Origin of the sequence: Clostridium aromativorans, from assembly GCF_020908015.1 — a bacterium.
Classification (GTDB): Bacteria; Bacillota; Clostridia; order Clostridiales; family Clostridiaceae; genus Clostridium_B; species Clostridium_B aromativorans.
This window is the reverse complement of sequence record NZ_JAJJPB010000011.1, coordinates 13,799-34,623: the sequence shown is the minus strand read 5'-3', so window position 1 is coordinate 34,623 and position 20,825 is coordinate 13,799. Positions and strand designations below refer to the sequence as shown.

Genomic DNA, 20,825 nt, shown 5'->3' with positions numbered 1-20,825 from the left:
GTACTTCATCCTTTCTTTTCAATTTGTTTCACTGTATTATATTTATTCAGATGAGAAAATGTTACTTTCACTTTCCCTCTTCAGATATTCCCTGCATTTTTTCTCTATGTCTTTTAACAAGCAGTGCAGCTGCAACTGTTGTAATGGGTATTGCCAAAATCAGTCCAATACTTCCAGCTAAAGCTTTTAATATTTCCGAAGCAATCACGTCCTGATCAATGGCAGTAGTAATAGAAGTGCTGTAGGAATAGGAAGAAACCATAATCATTATGTACATAGCTCCTCCCACATAGGCGAGTATTAAAGTATTAGCCATAGTTCCCATTATATCCTTACCTACATTCATACCAGATTTTATCAATTCCCTCACTGTTATATCCGGTTTAGCATCTTCAATTTCCTTTACCGAAGAAGCTATTGATATACTCACATCCATAACCGCACCCAGAGCCCCCATAATTATTCCTGCAAACAAAAGGCCTTGAAAATCAAAATTAGAATTTTGCGCAGTATAGATAATAGATTGCATTTGATCATCTGTAAGTCCATTTACCCTTATTATAGAATTCGAAAACATCGTTATAATTCCTGCAATCAGCACGCCTCCTGAAGTGCCTATAATAGCTGCCAGTGTCTTTTCATTTTTCCCGCCTATTATAACAAGATTTACCACAATCGCAAACATGCATATAATTGAAGAAACAACTACCGGATCAAACCCCTGTATTACAAGAGGTATTAAAACCTTCAACACCATAACTCCGGTTATAGCCAAAGTTATAACTGATTTGAGTCCTTTTTTGCCCCCAATAATTATCAAAAGCAGAATAAAAAATATTCCCAATTTATAGAGGTATTTATACCTGACTATTTCATATATATATGCACTCTTCACATTACCGCTTTTATCATATTTGTCAACATTTATCAAAACCTCGTCTCCAACTTTCACAAAACTTTGAGTGCTGCTGTTCTCATCTTTTATCTTCCCTCCTACAAAGTTTTGCACGGTAACCGTTTTGCCCTTGAGCTTTCCCGAAATTATTTTTACATCCACATTGGAAAACCTTTGAGAATTTTTGTCTCCCTGTGATTCTATTTTAACAACCATGCCATGGATGGGTTTGTTATATTCATCAGATACGGCTTTTACAGAAAATATACTCGAAAATAGCAATATAAAAATCATTAAAATAACTGAAGTATTTTTTGCTCTTAATATTTTAATTCACCTTCTTCTCATGAAGTCTCTAACTAATCTGAATTTATTTACGGAACTTCACATAATAAAATGCTCCAACATTCATATATTATAATCTAAATTATATAGACATTAAAACCATATTATATAATATACTTTACATTATACAGTGTATATGTTACAATAATGTGAGTGATAACCTTAAGGTAATATTTAGCACATTTAGAGAATATATTACTCTGTAGAAATAATAAATATAAATTAACTTAAATATCAAAATATACTGTTAAAAGGAGTACTTTAGAATGGAAAATTTAGCTGCCTTTTTATCAGGAGCTTTACAGATAACTTTACTCGACATAGTCTTAAGTGGTGATAATATAGGAGTAATCGCTCTGGCAACAAGAGATTTGCCAAAAAAACATGCAAAATCCGCTTCAATGATTGGAGTGTTTGCTGCAGTTTTCCTGAGAATACTGTTTGCATGTCTTATTACCTATATACTCTTAATAGAATGGCTTCCCATAAAATTAATCGGTGGAATTTTACTTATAAAAATAACCTGGAATTTTATAAAACCCGAATCAAAAAAAGCGAAAAAGAAGCATATAAATCCAACGGGTAAATACTTTACTGCAATTTCTAATATAGTTATAGCTGATGCTACTATGAGTTTGGATAATGTGCTGGCGATTGCCGGTGCGGCCCAAGGTCATATATTTCTTATAATTTTCGGATTACTGTTGAATATCCCCATTATATTCTTTGGAAGTCAATACGTAGCAAAACTTATGAATAAACACCCTATGATAATATACTTGGGAGGTGCTATACTTGCCCATACAGCTTTTAAAATGCTATTAGAGGACAGACTTTTACATAATTACACTTCTCCCATAATAACAAATGTAATATCTTTCGGTTTTGCTTTAATTGTACTGCTCTATGGAGTTTATAGAACTAGCAGGCCAGTTTCCCTTTCTTTAAAAGAGTTTAAAGAACAGCATTCTATCAAATAAATTAGTAAACTAGAATCAAAAATAGGCTTCAGGGGAAATTTTTATTCCTCTGAAGTACCATACAGATCTTTATAGACTATATTAAACACTTCTAATGATTCTTCTATTTTATTTTTTAAAAGTTTCTTCTTACTCTTCAATTCACTGACACCCAAATCCGTTAAAGTATATATTTTTTGCATTTTGTTTTTAGAATCATCCCACTTTCCTTCAATTAATTTACTTTTCTCCAGTTTTTTTAACAATGGGTAAATTCCCCCCGTACTAGGTATCCACCTGCCGCCAGTTCTCTCTCCTATTTTTCGGGATATATCATTTCCATTAGTAGCTTCCAAGCTTAAAATATAAAGAACATATATTTGTAAAAGACCTTTTGTAAATACCTGTCCTACAGCTTCCCTCTCTTTCTTCACCTTCTTGAGCTCAGCTAACTTTTGCTTGTATTCTCTATATAGACGCTTTTCTTCTTCTTTTGTACTCTTTTCCAAATCAAATTTATCCATAAAATTTATTCTTCCTCAAATAATACTAAACCCACTAGGCCAGGTCCGCTGTGCACTCCTGCCACAGGGCTTATATTTCCTCCAAAAGTGGCAGAAACTACATTTGGATTTTTTTTAATTTCATCAAATACTTTTTTAGAATCTTCCAGAGCACATCCATGTAGTATACTCATCCTGCATTTTTTGGTTTTAAGAATGTTATTTGCAATTTCAACAATTCTATTTAAAGATTTTTTTCTTCCCCTCACTTTGTCATAAGTAAAATATTTTCCATCATTTACATCAATGGCTACAATAGGCTTTATATTTAAAAGTTCTGCAATAGTACCTGCTACCTTGCCTATTCTCCCGCCTTTTTTTAAATATTCTAAAGTACCAACTACAAAATACAAATGCAGTCTTTTTCTTAAAGAAGGCAAACTATTTACTATTTCATCGAAAGTCATTCCTTTTTTTATAAGTTTTGCACATTCTTCTACTAGCATGGCCTCTCCTGCAGAGATGGACTTGGAATCATATATGTACGTCTTAATATTAGGATAATTCTCACTGACCAGCTTTACCCCATTAAAAATACCAGTCAAACCACCAGAAAGAGTTACAACTATGGCATGAGTATATCCTTCATCTTGTAAATTGTTGAATAAGTTCTCCATTTCATTCATAGAAGGCAATGAAGATGTAGGTATTTCCCTATCTAAATTATCATAAATATACTTTGAATCTACATTTATCCCATCAACAAATTCCCTGTCTTTATATATTATCCTATAATGAAGTATTTTTATATTATATTTATCCGCCACATCCTTAGGCATATCACTTGTACTATCCGTTATCAATGCAATTTTTTCCAAACTTTATTCCCTCCACTTTTTATAAAATTTTAATTAAATTTTTACAACATAATAATTATATCACCTTTTGCTCAATTATCAATAGTGATATATATCACTATTGATAATTAACTGGATAAAAAACAGCAGCCTATAAACAGACTGCTGCACTAACTTTATTTTGCCTTAAATTTTAAAGAGCATTTAGGACATGATAGCACATTATTTTTAGTTGTAGTTTTCAACAAGATAAGATTGCCGCATCTAGGACATTTTTTATATCTTTTTCTATTCTTCAACCTCAAATTTTTTAGAGATATTCTACCATGCCTAATATTATAGATAACACGAAACGCATCATTTAAAAACTTCAGCAGTGACCTTTCTTCCCTAGTTCTTTTCATGACATTTTTAGATCGGCTTCTCCAAAAAGCATACGATATCATAAGCAATCCTAAAAAAGCTTCATAGGCAGTAAGTAAACAGAAAATGCATCCAATAAAAGTTAGGATCTTAGAAAAATTATCCCACCCATACGTGATCTTCTCTGGACAATTATTGTTTGTATTCATAACGTTTACATCTCCTTTTTATAAAACCTTTCCCTATTCCTTAATTTAATATTACCATAAAATATCTAATTGGAGAATAATTTTACACTATTTACATTCTTTCATCATTACATCTAAAATCACTCCATCTGTATTTGCCATTCCTTCAACAGATATCCTTCCTAAATTTCGTATGGTTTTTTCCGCTGATTCATCCAGTATGCCATCTTGAGACGGTATAAAGATATTTCTATTTGCCATCTTAGCTGCATCTAAAGCTGCATTTACTGATATGGCCAATTTATAGGAACATCCAATCTTTGCACCATCACATATCATTCCGCTTATTCCTGCAATCATATTTTTAATGGCTCCCTTTATTTTGGCTAGATTCCCACCCATTAAATAAGAAAGTCCTGCACTAGCTCCTACACCAGCTGCTACCCCACATCCGCAAACTGGCGAAAGTGCTCCCGTATAGCTTTTTATATAAATAGTTACAAGGTGACTTAAGGCAACGCTTCTAACTATCTTTTCCCTTTTAACTCCCATTTTTTCTCCAATTATAGCTATAGGAAGTATAGCCACCAATCCATGATTTCCACTTCCTGCACTGCTCATTACCGGGAGAGGATAGCCCGACATCCTTGCTTCCGAAGCAGCAGATGTAATGGCCTTAGCATACTGCTCTGCATTAGAGCTGTTATTGAATAAATGCCCGATACCTATTCCAAGATCCAATTTTAGACCTGTTTTCCCTATTTCCTCATTCATATTTATCCCATCTTCAATAAATTTTATTTTTTCATAAGAGACATTATCCACAAAATCTTTAAAATCTTCTATGGTAAATTCTCTGATCTTATCTCTCAAAGATGGCTTATCAGCAATGTTATTTCCGCTATCTTTTGAAAAAATTTGAGTTCCATTTTTCTCAATCATCACTATATTTAAGTGACTATTTCTTATGATAACTCTGGAAGAATTTCTGCCTTTTCTTGCAATTACTTCTATATATAGACCTTTTACATCCTTTTTCAGGTTTAATTTAATCATATTCCTATCTATTATATCAAGTGCACTTTTTAAGCTTTCATCTGAAACATCCTTTAATACCTGTAATTTATATTCCGATTTACCTATGACCATAGATAGAGCTGCTGCTGTCAAAATACCTTTTTTATCCGTACCAGGTATTCCCACCTCTTTACCATTTTTAAATATATTTCTATCCACATATATCTCCAGTCCAGTTATATCCTCCCCTAAAACTTCCTTGGCTTTGGCAACAGCATAAGCTACTGCTGTCGGTTCCGTACAGCCTAAAGCCGGCACTACTTGATCTCTCAATATATTTACTAACAATTCATAATCTTTCACAGATAATAACCTCCTCTACAATTAAATATTTATATACTTTATACAGATGAATGTATATCATAGCCCATAAGCTGTAAATCCTATATAGAAAATCTCTTATTAAATATTATTAGCACTTTTCATGCCAGTACTTTAACCCATATTATACACATTAATTCTCAATAATGATAAAAATATAGAGGATGTATATTCGTCATATGCATCCTCTATCTCCTATTGCTTTAAATTTACTTTACATATCAAAAATGATAATTAATTCTCATTTTTGATACTTCTCGTCACCTATTTTTCTGTATAAAGTAGCTGTACTTATTTTTAGCTTTTTAGCTATTAATTTTTTCGAATCGGTATCTGAACCATACTTCTCTATAAAACTATTTATAATCCCCCTCTCATATTTTAATACCATATCCCTAAGGCTTTCATTTTCCACAACCCTGTCATTAAATTTTCCTGTCCTTCTCCTTATAGTTTCAGAAGTTATAATACTTCCCTTTTCAAAATTTATAGCATATTCTATAAGATTTTGAAGCTCTCTTACATTTCCAGGCCAGGAATATTCTAAAAACATTTCTTTCACTTTTTCAGAAAAATCTCTTATATTTTTATCATATATATTATTATATCTATCTAAGAAATACTGCGAAAGCTCTAATATGTCATTTCCCCTTTGCCGGAGGGCAGGTATCCTTATTGGAATCACATTCAACCTGTAAAAAAGATCTTCTCTAAACTGTCCTTTTTCAACCATGCCGTATAAATCTTTATTAGTAGCCGCTATTATTCTAGGATTTACCTTTATAGTGCTTATGCCGCCTATTCGCACAATCTCTTTTTCCTCTAACGCCCTCAGAAGCTTCACCTGCATGTGAAGGGGCAAATCTCCTATCTCATCTAAAAATATAGTTCCATCTTTCGCTATCTCAAATTTACCCATCTTTCCGCTGTTACTTGCACCGGTAAAAGCTCCTTTTTCATATCCAAATAATTCACTTTCCATCAACGTTTCAGGTATAGCACCACAATTTATGGGCATAAACACCTCATTTTTTCTATAACTCTCATAGTGTATAGCCCTTGCAAACAATTCTTTTCCAGTGCCACTTTCACCCAGAAGTAAAACAGGCATATCCTTTTTGGCCACTTGCTTTACTTGATCTTTAACCTGGACAAAAACATCGCTGCTTCCTATTATATCCTTAAATCTAAACATGGAATTCTTTCCGTCCATCTTAAATACAGACTGCTGCAATTTGTTAAAATCCTTAAAAGTTATTACTGCACCATATATCCCTTTATCAAAATTTATGGGTCTCACAGATAATAAAAAATTAAATCTCGATTTATTAAAATCCACAGTTACAGTTTCTTCCTCTATATAATAATTATTGGGTTGGAATTTATTTACTATTTTTTCCGGTATAATTCTACTTACATCCTTATTTATAAGATAGGTTTCTTTTAACTTAAATTTTTCTTTTATATATCTATTTAAATTCAATATTCTATTATTACTGTCTATAGTTATAATTCCCTCATTTACAGAATCTATTATAGTTAAAAGTTCGGTAGATTTATACTCCAATTTATGATGCATATTTTTTTCCTTTATCCTAAAAGAAATAAGTTCTCCCATCCTCCTATCAAAATTTTTATAGCTATCCCTTTTTTTTAAAAACATTTCCTTTTTATCTTCATCAAATATTATCATGGCTATAATACCTTCTGCCCTACCATCTATGATTATTGGGAAACATACTTCTGCCTTTTCATCACACTGAGTCTTTGTTTCACAAATTATACATTCAGTACAACCTCCTGGATTTTCAATAAAATATGATTTTCCACTTTTTAAACATTTTTCGAACACGGAATTTTTAGGTGCACTCAATCCAATCTTTTTTTTGAGTCTTCCAGTACCTGCCACTCTCAAAAGCCTTCTATCCATAATAGTGATATCAATGTCTATTACTGCCTTGATAGTTTCCGCTATATCCTGCAAATCATTTTTTATTTGTTCTATCACAGAGAGTTTCCCTCCTTTTCAAATTTAACATTGCCTATCCTATTTCTTTTATTTTATAACATATTAAAGAAGGATAAAAGTGCATCTGTAGCTTTTATCCTTCTTTAAATATCAATTACTCTCTTTATATATATCGTGTCCAAACCACTTTATGGAGAGCTTAGATAATGTACCATCTTTTTTAAGATCATCCAGTGCTTTATTTAAAGCCTCTTGTAATTTTTTATCTTTCTTTTTTACACCTATTCCAACGGGCTCTTTAGTAAGTTTATCTTTAAGTACAGTGTAATTTACCTTGTCCTTTGCCACATAGTATTCACCTACCTCAGAATCACATATGAGAGCATCAACTCTGCCTATATTGACTTCATGAAAAGCTTCCGTTATCTTGTCATATTTCTTAATTTCTTTAATACCTTCTATTTTCCCTGCTGCCTGCTCTCCCGTGCTTCCAAGCTGAACTCCAACTACTTTACCTTTCAAATCCTCTTTAGTGCTCATGGATTTGTTTCCGGATTTAACTACTATTATCTGTCCTCCATTGATATATGGTCCTACAAAATCTATATTCTTTTTTCTCTCATCGGTTATACTCAATGTAGCTAATATGGCATCAAATTTTCCGGATTGCAATGCTAAAATTATTCCATTAAAATCTGTAACTACAGGATTATATTTTACTCCCAACTTTTTAGCAAGTTCTTTCCCCAAATCTATATCGAATCCTTCCAATTCATTTTTATCATTTCTAAATTCCATAGGTGGATAGGAATCATCTAATCCTATAGAAAGTTTACCAGAATCTTTCACTCTCTGAAGTGAATTATCTGTTTCATTATTACTAGATTTACTGTTTGAGCCACAGCCTGTAAAAAGTGCGAACACCATAATTACACTTAATATTATTATACCTATTTTTCTCATGCTTTTCCCCCCAATTACTTTTTTATAATTATACATTATATATTATAAATATGCAATAATAAATTTCAAAACCTTTTTATATTTTTTAATTCACCATAATTTTTTATTAAATATCACTTGAAATTTCCATAGGATAATTTTTATAATATTATATAGACAATATTCCTTTAAAAGGTTATTATTAATACATTATATGCTTTATACATACTATATAATATATACCAAGGAGATATGATATGAGTTCCCTAAAAGATTTTTTTTCAAAAGATTCCATAAAAAGAATACTTTTTTTTATTGCTATACTTCTCTTTTTCTATTGGTCTAAATCCGTGTTTGACATATTCTTACTTACTTTCTTATTTTCCTATATAATGAACAGCCTTCAAAATCTGATATTAAGAAAGGTCCATAAAGTAACTGTAGCAAAAGAGAAATTTATTACTGTAATTTTATATACACTCTTATTTGTATCCATAGTATTAATTGTTGTAAAATTAGTTCCACAGCTTATAAATCAGACAAAATATATAATAAATAATATATCAGATTTTCAAATAAATTCGAAATCTTATTCAAATACGGTCCAAGGCTATTTAATAAACATGCTAAGTGAAATAGATATAAAAAGTTATTTGAAATCAGGATTCAATATATCTATACAGCTTGCTGCAAATATAGGAAAATGGAGTCTTAACACTTTTATTTCCATAATGCTCAGTTTATTTTTTATGCTGGAAAAACATAAAATTATTTCCTTCTTAAAAAAATTCAAACACAGTAAGATATCTGGATTATATGAATATCTATGTTTCTTTGGGGAAAATTTTTTAAATACTTTTGGTAAGGTAATTCAGGCTCAGATCTTAATAGCCTTTTTCAATACCATTGTATCTATAATAATGCTTTCCATATTGAATTTTCCTCAGCTGGTAACTATTGGCTTTATGATATTCATATTGAGCTTAATACCAATAGCCGGAGTGATAATATCCCTTATTCCATTGTGTATTATTGCCTTTAGCATAGGCGGCTTTACTAAAGTGGTATATGTATTGATCATGATTGCAATAATTCATGCTATTGAAAGCTATATCTTGAATCCTAAACTGATGTCTTCTAAAGTACAGCTTCCTATATTTTTTACCTTTATAGTGCTGATAGTTTCTGAACACCTTATGGGTATATGGGGTCTTCTCATAGGTATACCCCTGTTTATTTTCATATTGAATCTTCTAGGTGTAAAAACTGACGAATAGCAATTTCCATATATAAAATAAAGATGGATTTTTCCGAAAAATAATTTCTGGAAAAATCCATCTTTTTTACTCATTTACTTTTTAACTAAATCTATAGGATCTCCCTCACCTATCCATCCATCTTTAACTACTTTGGCGAACACACCTTCTCTGGGCATGATACAATCCCCCACCTGTTTACGTATGGCACATCCACTGTGACATTCTTTTCCAATCTGTGTAATCTCCAAAAGCACTTCCCCTACTTTGAGTACAGTTCCCACTGGAAGTTCATATAAAACGATACCTTCCGTAGTAAGGTTTTCTGCAAATTTTCCACTGGATAAACCTTTCACTCCGAGGGATTTCATCTTATCAATGCTCTCTTTTCCAAGTAGACTTACCTGTCTATGCCAATTTCCAGCATGAGCGTCATTTTCCAATCCATTATTTTGCCTGAATAATCCCTTACCTATAGGTTTTTTTATTTCTCCTTTTTTTTCACTTATGTTTACCGAAACAACCTTTGCCATAGTTTCTTTCTTCATCTCCTACAGAACATATTTAAAGTTTTCTTTTAAATAGACCAGACTTACCTCCACTTTTTTCAACAAGCATTATATCCGATATTACCATTCCCCTGTCCACAGCCTTACACATGTCATATACGGTAAGAGCTGCTGTACTGGCTGCCACCAATGCTTCCATTTCAACTCCCGTTTTTCCAGAAATTTTTGCAGAAGCCTCTATGTCAATTTTGGACTTTTCAAAATCCAGTGTAAATTTTATGTCACACCCTGTTATATTTAAAGAATGACACATTGGAATTATATTGGCAGTATTCTTTGCGGCCATAATCCCTGCCACCTGGGCTACCGATAAAACATCACCTTTTTTTGCCTTTCCCTCTGCTACAATGGATAATGTCTCTTTTTTCATATATACGGAAGCTATAGCTACCGCATATCTTTTTGTATTTTCCTTTTCGCTTACATCTACCATTCTCGCTCTACCCTGTTTATTTATATGTGTCAACTCCATAAGCTATTCTCCCTTTCTTCATTTTCTCTCACCACATTCAGAATCCCAGCCCATCAATATGTCAATACCATGGGGTAGTGCAGGCAATATGAATTGAAGATTCTCCGCTGCCCCCTTAGGGCTTCCAGGCAGATTTACAATCAATGTACTTTTTCTTATGCCGCACACTGATCTGGAAAGCATGGCCTTTGGAGTTATCTCCATAGATTTCATTCTCATAGCCTCTGCTACTCCCGGCACATTTTTTTCTATAACTTTTAAAGTAGCCTCTGGAGTAACATCTCTAGGTGAAAAGCCTGTCCCACCATTTGTAAGTACTAAATTTACTTTCAGCTCATCACAAACATAACACAATTCACTTTCTATATCCTCAATTTCATCAGGTATTATTTTGTAATATACAATGTTGTATTTAGACTTATCCAAAATATTTTTTATTTCAGGTCCAGTTTTATCGATTCTCTTCCCCTGTGACCCCTTATCACTTATTGTAATTACAGCAGTTTCTATCATAGTATAACCTAAAAGGTTTTCAGCTCCTTTCCCAGCTAATCCTTAAAATCATAACATTCTCTTATTTATTATTGGCTATTTTTTAATTTCATCATAATCCACATCTACAATTTTCTCACGTGAGATGTCAAAAGGTATATCTTCCTTTTTTCTTATATTATTTACGTTTTTATGCCTGAATTTATCTATTTTTCTATTTTTAAAATATTTCTTCACATTAAAGAAAGCAAATACAGCAACACCAGTTATCACAACTAAAGGTATTATCCTTATGAATATAAATACAGCAGCTAATGCCAACAAAACCTTGCAAACCAAAGAAAAATTTTTAAATATAAAATCCATATTACTCATCCCTTTATACCTTTATAATTATTATTATAAATTGATTATATCATAAAATAAGTTTTAATAAAGTATTGTATCTTTCATTTAGAATTCTTATTTAAGATAGCTCTTTTATTTCTAAAGGTTATAAAATCTTCAATTACATCAGGTCTTGTATGCACAAAGTCTATAAAATCCTTTAAATGCATTATAGTTTGATTGTTTATGGTATGCTCCACTTTTTCTGTTTGTTCTAATACATTTTCCGATATGCCAATAACTTTTAAAAAACTTTCCACAATATTATGCCTGTTCAGCAAATACTGTCCCATATTCTTGCCCTCTTCTGTGAGAATTATTATACCATATTTCTCATATTTTATAAATTTTAACTCAGCAAGTTTCTGAATCATCTTTGTAGCCGAAGGAGGCTGCACATTCAAGGCCTTTGCCAGTTCATGAATCCTTGTAAAACCTTCTTTATAAGCTAATCTATAAGTCATTTCAAGATAATCTTCCATAGATGCTGTCAAAACATCATATTCCTTTTTCATATATTCACTAAAAGTAAAAAAATCTCCATCTGTCATATTATTCTCCTACAAATTGCTATTTTTTATGAATATTCCGTATTTCTTCAATAAATTCTCTTACATCACACCACACCAGAATTAATAAACTCAAAGGTATAATACATATAAATATAACAAAAATGATCTGTAATATATTTTCTATCAACATAACTGATTTTTCAGTTTCAAAAATGAAACTCCTCCCCACTACAGCCGGCTAAATAATTCATAAATAAAATATGTCCATTAAAATAAAAAATTATATATGTACTATTTATAAATAATATGCTTTAAATTTTTTACATATACTAATTAATACAGTTTTACTAAAATATTATCTTCATATCTATATAATATGATATAATCATAATTACAAGACGATCTAACTTTATATCTAGGGGGAATACAATCAAATGGAAACTTTTTTTACTACTAAGCAATCAGAGGCATTTACCTCCATAGCTCCTTTTTTACAAAATTTTTTCAAAGAGGACATCTTGATATCCACTTCTGACACTGAAAAATATACATATATATTTGGAAATGAAAAATTCAATTTAAATGTAAAACCTGGCGATAAAATAACAAATTCAGGTTCTGATTACACTGCAATGAAATCCAAAAAAATTGCCACAGAACGAATTCCAGAAAAAATTTTCGGGAAAGAAGTTGAATCCACGTCCATTCCAGTTATAGATGATAAGGGTATAGTAGTAGGATCTGCCGCAATAGTAAAAGATTTAAGCAGAAGTTATAAAATATCTAATTTATCACAATCTCTTTCAGATGCATTATCTAAAATCAGTGAATCTACCAACAGCATGTCAATAGATATACAAGCTATGGCAAAAACTAACAGCAGCATAAAGAGCAGCATTGAAGATACAAAAAATCAATCCAGTGAAACAGATGAAATATTGGCGTTTGTAAAAAATATAGCCAATCAAACTAATTTACTTGGCCTAAATGCTTCTATAGAAGCTGCCCGGGCTGGGGAATATGGTAAGGGATTTGATGTAGTAGCCCATGAAATTAGAAAGCTATCCTCTTCCAGTTCAGATTCTCTAAAAGAAATTGACGAGATTTTAAAAAAGATTCAATATTCCATATCGGATATATACAAAAATATGAATAGTATAAACGGTACCTTCAACGATGAAGTTTCAAAATTTGAAGACATAAATGCCATTTTACAAGAACTCTCAGCCAGTTCTCAAATATTAAAAGATATCGCCAACAATTATTAAAACGGAATATAGCAGATAAAATACCACATCATAGAAAAATTAACTATGATGTGGTTTATTTTTTTACTTACTGCAATACCCTTTTCATTTTTTTTGGCTGAACTCACTTATCAGATTATGATTCTGCAGATCATCCGAATACTGCAGTTCTTTTGTATACTCGTCCTTTTCCTTCTTCAGTTTTTCTGTCTCATTTACTTTAGTCCCAGATTTCAAATCATAGTAAGTGTTTGACCAGGATACATATAAGTTTTGTCCATCTATGAAAGAACCATTTCTAAAAATAACTTTCTGGCTGTTTCCGTTTAGCATGTCTTTACCAAACATATAATTTTTGGGTAAATTATACATATTAGCCAGTGTAGGGTATAAATCCATCTGGCAGGTATACCTATGGTTTACCCCTGCATACTCATCATTTGGAAAATGAAGCAATAAAGGTACTTTTTGATATTTAAACCAGGTATAATCATCGCTGCTGCTTTCATTTTCAAATTTAAAAAGCTGCTGGGCATTGTCTTTGGGAATGGCAAAATGATCTCCATACAAGGCTATAATAGAGTTTTGCATTATCCCATCTTTCTCAAGATTATCTAAAAATTTCCCAAGTTGTGCATCTGTATAGTGTATGGCTTTTAAATATTTTCCAATAAATGTTCCCTCATATTCGCCCACATTAAAATCTCCATATTTATCTACTGCTTCATAGGGGAAATGGCTCGTTAATGTGACTAAAAAAGAATAATAGGGCTGTTTGAAATTCTTCATTTTTTCCAGTGATTGATTTAAAAAGGATTTATCGCTTAACCCTAATCCTATTTTTTCATCTACATTAAAACTATGTTCCCCAAAGAAATCGTCAAAACTCTGAGCTTTATACATAACATTTCTGTTCCAAAATCCCTCACTATTACCATGTAAAGCTGCAGTATAATAATTTTTATCCTTCAGTGCAGCTGCCAGGGAATCATATTTGTTACCACTGTAAGTATAATAGGCAGCCCCGGACTGTGCTGGGTAAAGTGAATTGTTGGACATAAGCTCTGCATCTGATGTATTTCCTCCTGCAACCTGATAATAGTAATTGTCAAAATACATGCATTTATTTACCCATTTATTCAAATTTGGGGTAATTTCCTGACCATTTACCTTTTGATTTATCACAAAACCCTGCAGTGCTTCTACCTGAATCACTATCAGGTTTTTTCCCTCTCCTATGCCCTTAAAATTACTTTCCTCCGTAGAACTATTGTTTTTCTGTAAAAATGCTTTGATATCTTTTACCCTTTCCTCAGGCAAGTCTTTTGAATTTTTTACAGCATTGTTTATATAATTATAAGAATCTACCAAATGAAAATCTATATTTCCTATCATATTGGTTAAATATATTCTATTGCTCATAGCTGTAAGCAGTGTAGGCTGTTCTTTAGAAACCCTGTAAAAAACACCGGCATTTATTCCAATTCCCAATGCAAATATTATTAAAAAGCTCAATATTCTTTTAGGTAGAGGCTTCGAATTTTTTCTCCTCTTTTTATAAATTCTTCCTAAAGGAAGTAAAATAAACAAGTCCAAAAAATAATAAAGGTCTTTTGCACTAGCCACACTGCCTACACTTGATGACACTCCCTGTAATAATTTAGCATTCCTTATAGCAGCCACTGTGGTTATATCCTTGAAATATCTATAATACATCAAATCTGCCACAAGTATTGCACTTAACACAATATCGACTATGTATAAAAAACTAGTCCTATTTTTTTCTTTAAAAAGAAATGAAAAACTTATTAATATCAATATTGATGCAGCTATTGGGAAAATCACAGACTTGTCCATATAGCCTGAAGATATGCTCTTTTCATAGGAGATAAGTTTTACATAAACTATGCTAAAAAATAAAATAACATCTATATTATTAGCCAATAAATTAAATAATCCATCAAACATTCTTCTGTTTTTAACATGTATAAACCTCATTTTATTTCCTCTCTTCTAAGCAATCACTTTAAATATAAGTTAGATCTTAGATTATATTTTATATCATTTACGTGACACTTAAATGACAGGTTTTTTAACATTCTGTTAACAAATTCATAATCTATTATTAATAAAAGCTTCTTATTCATGTATTTTATGCATAACAAAATAAAATATAACCCCTTTATCTGTATTTCTTACACCATATTTGTAACCGTGCAATTCCAATATATTTTTAACTATGGCAAGACCAATGCCAGTACCGCCTAATTCCCTGTTTCTGGACTTATCTATTTTATAAAAATTGTTCCATATCTTATCCATATCTTCTTCTGGTATATTCTTTCCAGTATTTTCTACAGATATAATAACCTCATTTCCACTTTCTGTCATGGAAAAGTTTATATTTCCACTCTCTTCTGTATTTTTTATAGCATTGGTAGTAAAATTGACCATAACCTGTTCCATTTTATTCCAGTCAGCATACACCTTAACATTCTTCAGCATTTTAAAATCGACTCTTATATTTTTATCTTTTATAATCTTTAAAAATTTTCTGGATGCAGAAATTATGAGTTCATCCATAAAAAATATCTCCTTATCCAATTTAATCGTACCGGATTCAAGGTGAGATAAATTGAGCATATCTGCTACCAGATTTGCCATCTTGTTGCTTTCATCTATTATGACATCAATGTAATAGTCCTTTTCATCTGCTTTAAATATATTATCCTTTAACCCCTCCGCATATCCCTCTATTAAATTTATTGGAGTTTTAAGTTCATGAGATACGGAAGCCACAAATTCTTTTCTAACTTTTTCTATTCTCCTCTCCCTTTCTATGTCTTTTTCCAATTTTTCATTGGCCTTTTTAAGTGAAGTTAAAGCTTTATCTAAGTTATCAGATAAAAAGTTCATAGTATTTGCTAAATTTCCTATTTCGTCTTCATTTTTAATATCACATTTTTCCGAAAAATCAAGTGACGCCATCTTCTTTGCAGTATCATTTAACTTAACCAGAGGCTTTGATACCATATTTGTATATATAAGAGAGAGCATGAGTATTAATACTACTGCACCTATATAAAAATATATATAAAATTCTTTTATTACGGAAGATGCTTCATCCACCGGCTGAAGTGAAGTCACTGCAAATATTATCTCTTCCTTTTTATTGTCTGGAACAGCCGTGAGGATATTTTTTCTCCCATAGATTTCTCTATCAGTAATTACAGTTACAGCTTTATTGTATTTTTTCATCTCATTTAAAAGGTTAGAATTTTCTGCCCATTTTACTATAATATCATCTATTATCTTTATTCTAACCGCATCATAATTTTCATTGTTCAATTTTGTTATAAATTTTATTTTATCATATTTATCCATTATAACCAATTTAGCATTATTATCTTCTTCAAAACTTCTTATAATATCTATTACTTCATCTTCATCCTTTGCCCTATTATAAACTGCTTTAAATTTTTGTGTCTCATTCTGTAAACTTTTTTCCTTCCTATTTATATAGAATTTTCCAAAAAATAACGATTGAAAAATCAGAGTGCTGCTTATAAAAATTATAAACACCAAAGTGGTTATTATAAATAATTTCCAGGTTATATTTTTTCTTATCTTTAATATAAATCTATTTTCCCAGAAAATGTTTTTTATCTTCATTATTTTTTACCTCAAATTTATAACCAATTCCCCTGACTGTAGTTATTAAATAGGACTTTACTCCTAATTTTTCTCTCAATCTTTTAACATGAGTATCTACTGTCCTAAGATCTCCATAGTAGTCCAATCCCCATATAGAATCTAAAATTTTTTCCCTGCTCAAGACTATGTTCTTATTTTTTATTAAATAGCACAGCAGTTCAAACTCTTTTGGTGAAAGATATACGGTTTCCCCATCTACTTTTACTTCATGTCCTTCCTCATTTATAAAAATACCGCCATAAATATTTTCTCTCACGCTGTCATCTTCATCGTAAACTCTTTTTAAAAGCGCCTTTACCTTAGCTACTAAAATTTTAGGACTTATAGGTTTGGTAACATAACTGTCTGTACCCAATTGAAATCCCAAAAGTTGATCTTCATCTTCAGCTCTAGCAGTAAGCATAATTATTGGAACATTTGAAATTTTTCTAAGCTCCTTACAGGCTGCCCATCCATCCATTACAGGCATCATTATATCAAGTACTACCAAATCCACCTGGTTTTTCTTAAATTTTTCAAGCGCATCCCGGCCATTTTCCGCCAAAATGACATTCAATCCCTCTCTTTTCAAATATGCCTCTATGAGAACTCTCATCCTCTGTTCATCGTCCACCATCAAAATAGTTCTATTCATCTTATATATATCCCCTAAATATATTATTTTAAAAATACAAATCATTTTATCCATTTACATTAATATAATATAGGAAATAAAATAATTTGTACAGAAATTTTTATATTATATAAAAAAGAATACCTCAAGATTTATTTTGAGGCAACTTCTTTTCCAATATTCCAATCCATCAATTTTTTTTATCAATATAGCTATTGTAGATATTTTCAAGATATTTTTTGGGTTCAGGCATAGGATAATTCTTCCCTTTTTTCCTCAGTTTTTTATGTTCATCATAACGTTTCACTATCCTATTCCAATCTTCAGGATAATTCTGCTTAAACATTCCTATAAATCCCTCTAAGCTGGAATCTTCTTTTAAATCACCAAATATTTTTTCAATTTTATCGGTTTTATCTTTTATTAGCTGTGATTTTGAAACATGTACTTTTCCCATAATATAACCAACCCCTCTCTATATTTTATATTCTCCCCCTTTTACATAAATCCTTCAAATATTTATAAAATTTAAATTATTATTAATAATTTGGACTATAAATCCAATTTATTTTCTATAAGATAAGCTGTGGCATAGAACATGGCCGCAATGAAGATCAATGATACAGCAGTCTCAGCTACATTCAGATTTACCACTCCTGAGGAAAAAATATTACTTGGATTAGCAAAAGTATTTACTGTACTTTTTATCAATGGTTCTCCATTATCAAAGTTAAATATCCTCAGCATAAAACCCTGGGGAAATACACTTGAAAAAAGATTTTCTATTTTGGCCTGTATAATGCACAGTACTATAAATATGCCGAATGTGCCTATTTTACCCAGTTTTCTGTTTTTAATGGCAACCCTGCCCAATGCAAGAGATAAATATACAGTGAGTAAAAATGAAATATACACTATAACTAATATCAATATGGAATATACTATAAATTGCAGAGTTACAGCACTAAAAATCTGACTGAAAGATATTCCCGTATAAAGTGCAAATCCCGGGGTCAGCTTTAATATTTGAATCAAAATAGCCGTAAATGCCAATGAAAAAAATGATATTATCAGGCACTGAAGGATAGCTGTAATGATCTTGTTCATCAATATATTCACGCCGCTTTTAGGCGTAGTAAAGACAAGATAGGCAGTGTCTTCATATATATCCCTGCTGAACAGCCTTATATTCCATATTATAACTACTATACCCGCTGCAAAGTTTATGGCAAGATTCAAAAAAACTATAAGCTGTGGTTCCCACGTCCAAGTATTTATTCTTGTAAACAGCAGTATATTCAAAATTATTATAGTGCAGATCATTATTATAAAATCCTTAAAACATCCCTGAAGATCATATTTTACAAATTTAAACATTACTTGAATACCTCCCTGTATATTTCATCTATGGACATTTTCTTTTCTGACCTGAGTTCTTCTGCATTTCCAAATAATATTATCTTGCCCTCAGATATAAAGGCCACATCGTCAAACAATCTTTCAATATCACTTACCAAATGTGTAGTTATAAGTATGGAGCTGTCCTCTGTATAATTTTTGAGTATTGCATCCAATATTTTTTCTCTAGTAGTGGGATCCACTCCTCCTAAAGGTTCGTCCAGAACATAAAGCTGTGATTTTCTTGAAAGCACCAAAGTGAGATAGAGCTTTTCACTCATGCCCTTGGACAGTTCTTTGACTTTGCTGTCCTCATTTAGATCCATGAACTCCAGCAGCTCTTTTGCTTTTCCTTCGTCAAAATCATCATACATATCTTTAAAAAAGTCTATGGCATCACTTATTCTCATCCATTTATAAAGATAATCCCTGTCAGGCAGATATGAAACCTGAGCCTTCGTTTTTCTTCCTGGCTTGTTTCCGTTTATAAATATTTCTCCAGAACTCGGCCTTAGTATTCCTGCCACTATTTTTAAAAAAGTGGTCTTCCCACTTCCATTTGGTCCTAGAAGTCCCATTATTCTCCCTCTTTTAATTTCCAAATTGAGTCCATTTAAAGCAATTTTCCTGAAATAGTATTTCTTTAGATCAGTACATTTTAGTATTGTTTCCATTTTTAAACATCCTCCTGTATATTTTCTCTTACTACTTCAACTATTTCTTTTGACGAAAAGCCCAGCTCTTTCATACCTCTTATAAAATTACACAATATATCCTGAGCCATTTCTTTTTTTAACTTTTTTATAATAGAAATGTCTCCACTTACAAAAGTACCCATACCTCTTTGCTTATAAGCAATACCCTGCCTTTCCAATTCCTGATAAGCCCTCTGAATAGTATTGGGATTGACTTTAAGTTTTACAGACATCTCCCTTACAGAAAATAATTTATCCTCGGGTTTTAATTCCTCATTTACTATTTTTTTCTTTACAATATTCATTATCTGAACATATATGGGTATATTGGGATCAAATTCGCTATCCATCCTCTCACCTCCACATCAAGTTATCAAGCTTAGTGTACTATTATAATAGTACACTAAGCTTATGATAATGTCAATATACATCTATTATATGCACTGTTTGTCCATAAATTGCCTATTTTGTTTCTCTTAAATAAATATAATTTTTTTAACAAATTCTATACAAACAAAATGCTATCGTTGACTATGTAAGAAATAACTCCTCTTTTATGCCCTGGAAATATAACGGATTTTATTTTTATCTTGCCTATATTGACTTCATCTCCATCTTTAAGCCTTTCATAATTTAAACTTTCAGTATTTTCAATATGAAAACATATTTTCTTCGATTTCTCTATGGATATATCCGCTGAAAAATAAATATCCGCATTCTTAAATAATTTAATTCCTCCCATATGATAAAAATTGGGATAAGTTAAAAATATTCCACAAACTGATTGGGGGTGAATATCTATTTTTTTCAGTTCTCTATCTATAACAGAGGGCATAAAACCTGCATTAAAGCATATAGTAGTTTCACAATCAGAATATATAAAGAAATTAGAAATCAATGTTCTCACTACATATATATTTCCTGTCAGCTTTTGTGTCTTCCCCAATTTAAACAATATATATTCCCTCCTAATTCCACCATATCTTTTTTAAACAATAAAATATATTCTTACTGTAGCATATCCTCCTTCTATTAATTTATACATCTATAG

The 20,825-nt window shown here is 31.3% G+C and carries 23 protein-coding genes; 3 read left to right on the top strand and 20 right to left on the bottom strand.

Annotated elements, in window-relative coordinates:
• Positions 1–67: 67 nt before the first annotated feature.
• Entirely contained in the window at positions 68–1,189 is a 1,122-nt protein-coding gene (locus tag LN736_RS09885; RefSeq protein WP_179977601.1) for a YibE/F family protein, read from the bottom strand.
• 317 nt (positions 1,190–1,506) lie between these two features.
• Between LN736_RS09885 and LN736_RS09880 the strand changes: the two genes are divergently transcribed.
• Positions 1,507–2,220: a TerC family protein gene (locus LN736_RS09880; RefSeq protein WP_150358266.1), complete on the top strand. Its 714-nt coding sequence runs from the start codon at positions 1,507–1,509 to the stop codon at positions 2,218–2,220.
• 41 nt (positions 2,221–2,261) lie between these two features.
• On the opposite strand, the gene LN736_RS09875 is transcribed toward LN736_RS09880, so the two are convergent.
• The 6 genes from LN736_RS09875 to LN736_RS09850 all read right to left on the bottom strand — a co-directional run bounded on the left by LN736_RS09875 (position 2,262) and on the right by LN736_RS09850 (position 8,440).
• The gene (locus LN736_RS09875) at positions 2,262–2,723 is read right to left on the bottom strand and encodes a PadR family transcriptional regulator (protein WP_150358265.1); all 462 of its coding nucleotides are present in this window, start codon (positions 2,721–2,723) and stop codon (positions 2,262–2,264) included.
• 5 nt (positions 2,724–2,728) lie between these two features.
• A complete protein-coding gene (locus LN736_RS09870; protein WP_150358264.1) occupies positions 2,729–3,580 on the bottom strand; it encodes a DegV family protein in 852 nt (283 codons plus the stop codon).
• A 155-nt stretch (positions 3,581–3,735) separates the two neighbouring features.
• The gene (locus tag LN736_RS09865; RefSeq protein WP_179977602.1) at positions 3,736–4,131 is read right to left on the bottom strand and encodes a hypothetical protein; all 396 of its coding nucleotides are present in this window, start codon (positions 4,129–4,131) and stop codon (positions 3,736–3,738) included.
• An 87-nt stretch (positions 4,132–4,218) separates the two neighbouring features.
• Positions 4,219–5,490 (bottom strand): L-cysteine desulfidase family protein, encoded by a 1,272-nt coding sequence (locus LN736_RS09860; RefSeq protein ID WP_179977603.1) that lies wholly within the window; start codon positions 5,488–5,490, stop codon positions 4,219–4,221.
• 259 nt (positions 5,491–5,749) lie between these two features.
• Positions 5,750–7,516: a sigma-54 interaction domain-containing protein gene (locus tag LN736_RS09855; RefSeq protein ID WP_150358261.1), complete on the bottom strand. Its 1,767-nt coding sequence runs from the start codon at positions 7,514–7,516 to the stop codon at positions 5,750–5,752.
• 111 nt (positions 7,517–7,627) lie between these two features.
• The gene (locus LN736_RS09850) at positions 7,628–8,440 is read right to left on the bottom strand and encodes an ABC transporter substrate-binding protein (protein ID WP_150358260.1); all 813 of its coding nucleotides are present in this window, start codon (positions 8,438–8,440) and stop codon (positions 7,628–7,630) included.
• A 236-nt stretch (positions 8,441–8,676) separates the two neighbouring features.
• On the opposite strand from LN736_RS09850, the gene LN736_RS09845 reads away from it, so the two are divergent.
• Positions 8,677–9,696 (top strand): AI-2E family transporter, encoded by a 1,020-nt coding sequence (locus LN736_RS09845; RefSeq protein ID WP_150359015.1) that lies wholly within the window; start codon positions 8,677–8,679, stop codon positions 9,694–9,696.
• A 74-nt stretch (positions 9,697–9,770) separates the two neighbouring features.
• Here LN736_RS09845 and LN736_RS09840 read toward each other — a convergent pair whose 3' ends face one another.
• The 5 genes from LN736_RS09840 to LN736_RS09820 all read right to left on the bottom strand — a co-directional run bounded on the left by LN736_RS09840 (position 9,771) and on the right by LN736_RS09820 (position 12,146).
• Positions 9,771–10,208, bottom strand: coding sequence for an MOSC domain-containing protein (locus tag LN736_RS09840; protein ID WP_150359014.1), 438 nt, complete (start codon positions 10,206–10,208; stop codon positions 9,771–9,773).
• 31 nt (positions 10,209–10,239) lie between these two features.
• Complete coding sequence (gene moaC, locus LN736_RS09835) at positions 10,240–10,716, bottom strand: cyclic pyranopterin monophosphate synthase MoaC (protein ID WP_150359013.1); 477 nt, start codon at positions 10,714–10,716, stop codon at positions 10,240–10,242.
• An 18-nt stretch (positions 10,717–10,734) separates the two neighbouring features.
• Positions 10,735–11,229: a MogA/MoaB family molybdenum cofactor biosynthesis protein gene (locus LN736_RS09830; RefSeq protein ID WP_150359012.1), complete on the bottom strand. Its 495-nt coding sequence runs from the start codon at positions 11,227–11,229 to the stop codon at positions 10,735–10,737.
• Between the two features lie 75 nt (positions 11,230–11,304).
• Positions 11,305–11,574, bottom strand: coding sequence for a hypothetical protein (locus LN736_RS09825; RefSeq protein ID WP_150359011.1), 270 nt, complete (start codon positions 11,572–11,574; stop codon positions 11,305–11,307).
• Between the two features lie 83 nt (positions 11,575–11,657).
• Positions 11,658–12,146: a metal-dependent transcriptional regulator gene (locus tag LN736_RS09820; protein WP_150359089.1), complete on the bottom strand. Its 489-nt coding sequence runs from the start codon at positions 12,144–12,146 to the stop codon at positions 11,658–11,660.
• A gap of 395 nt (positions 12,147–12,541) precedes the next feature.
• Here LN736_RS09820 and LN736_RS09815 point away from each other — a divergent pair, with 395 nt between their 5' ends.
• On the top strand, positions 12,542–13,375 hold the full coding sequence (locus LN736_RS09815) for a methyl-accepting chemotaxis protein (RefSeq protein WP_179977605.1): 834 nt from the start codon (positions 12,542–12,544) through the stop codon (positions 13,373–13,375).
• Positions 13,376–13,459: 84 nt separating this feature from the next.
• Here the strand turns inward: LN736_RS09815 and LN736_RS09810 are convergent, their stop codons facing one another.
• The 8 genes from LN736_RS09810 to LN736_RS09775 form a co-directional block, all read right to left on the bottom strand.
• Entirely contained in the window at positions 13,460–15,352 is a 1,893-nt protein-coding gene (locus LN736_RS09810; RefSeq protein ID WP_179977606.1) for an LTA synthase family protein, read from the bottom strand.
• A gap of 141 nt (positions 15,353–15,493) precedes the next feature.
• Entirely contained in the window at positions 15,494–17,026 is a 1,533-nt protein-coding gene (locus LN736_RS09805; RefSeq protein WP_150356007.1) for a HAMP domain-containing sensor histidine kinase, read from the bottom strand.
• On the bottom strand, positions 16,995–17,702 hold the full coding sequence (locus LN736_RS09800) for a response regulator transcription factor (RefSeq protein WP_150356006.1): 708 nt from the start codon (positions 17,700–17,702) through the stop codon (positions 16,995–16,997). Before LN736_RS09800 ends, LN736_RS09805 begins: the two co-directional genes overlap by 32 nt.
• A gap of 169 nt (positions 17,703–17,871) precedes the next feature.
• Complete coding sequence (locus tag LN736_RS09795; protein ID WP_150356005.1) at positions 17,872–18,138, bottom strand: hypothetical protein; 267 nt, start codon at positions 18,136–18,138, stop codon at positions 17,872–17,874.
• A 95-nt stretch (positions 18,139–18,233) separates the two neighbouring features.
• On the bottom strand, positions 18,234–19,058 hold the full coding sequence (locus tag LN736_RS09790; RefSeq protein WP_229981483.1) for a hypothetical protein: 825 nt from the start codon (positions 19,056–19,058) through the stop codon (positions 18,234–18,236).
• Positions 19,058–19,753: an ABC transporter ATP-binding protein gene (locus LN736_RS09785; protein ID WP_150356003.1), complete on the bottom strand. Its 696-nt coding sequence runs from the start codon at positions 19,751–19,753 to the stop codon at positions 19,058–19,060. Before LN736_RS09785 ends, LN736_RS09790 begins: the two co-directional genes overlap by 1 nt.
• A 2-nt stretch (positions 19,754–19,755) precedes the next feature.
• The gene (locus LN736_RS09780; RefSeq protein WP_150356002.1) at positions 19,756–20,124 is read right to left on the bottom strand and encodes a GntR family transcriptional regulator; all 369 of its coding nucleotides are present in this window, start codon (positions 20,122–20,124) and stop codon (positions 19,756–19,758) included.
• Between the two features lie 155 nt (positions 20,125–20,279).
• A complete protein-coding gene (locus LN736_RS09775) occupies positions 20,280–20,729 on the bottom strand; it encodes an MBL fold metallo-hydrolase (RefSeq protein WP_229981482.1) in 450 nt (149 codons plus the stop codon).
• Positions 20,730–20,825 lie beyond the last annotated feature (96 nt).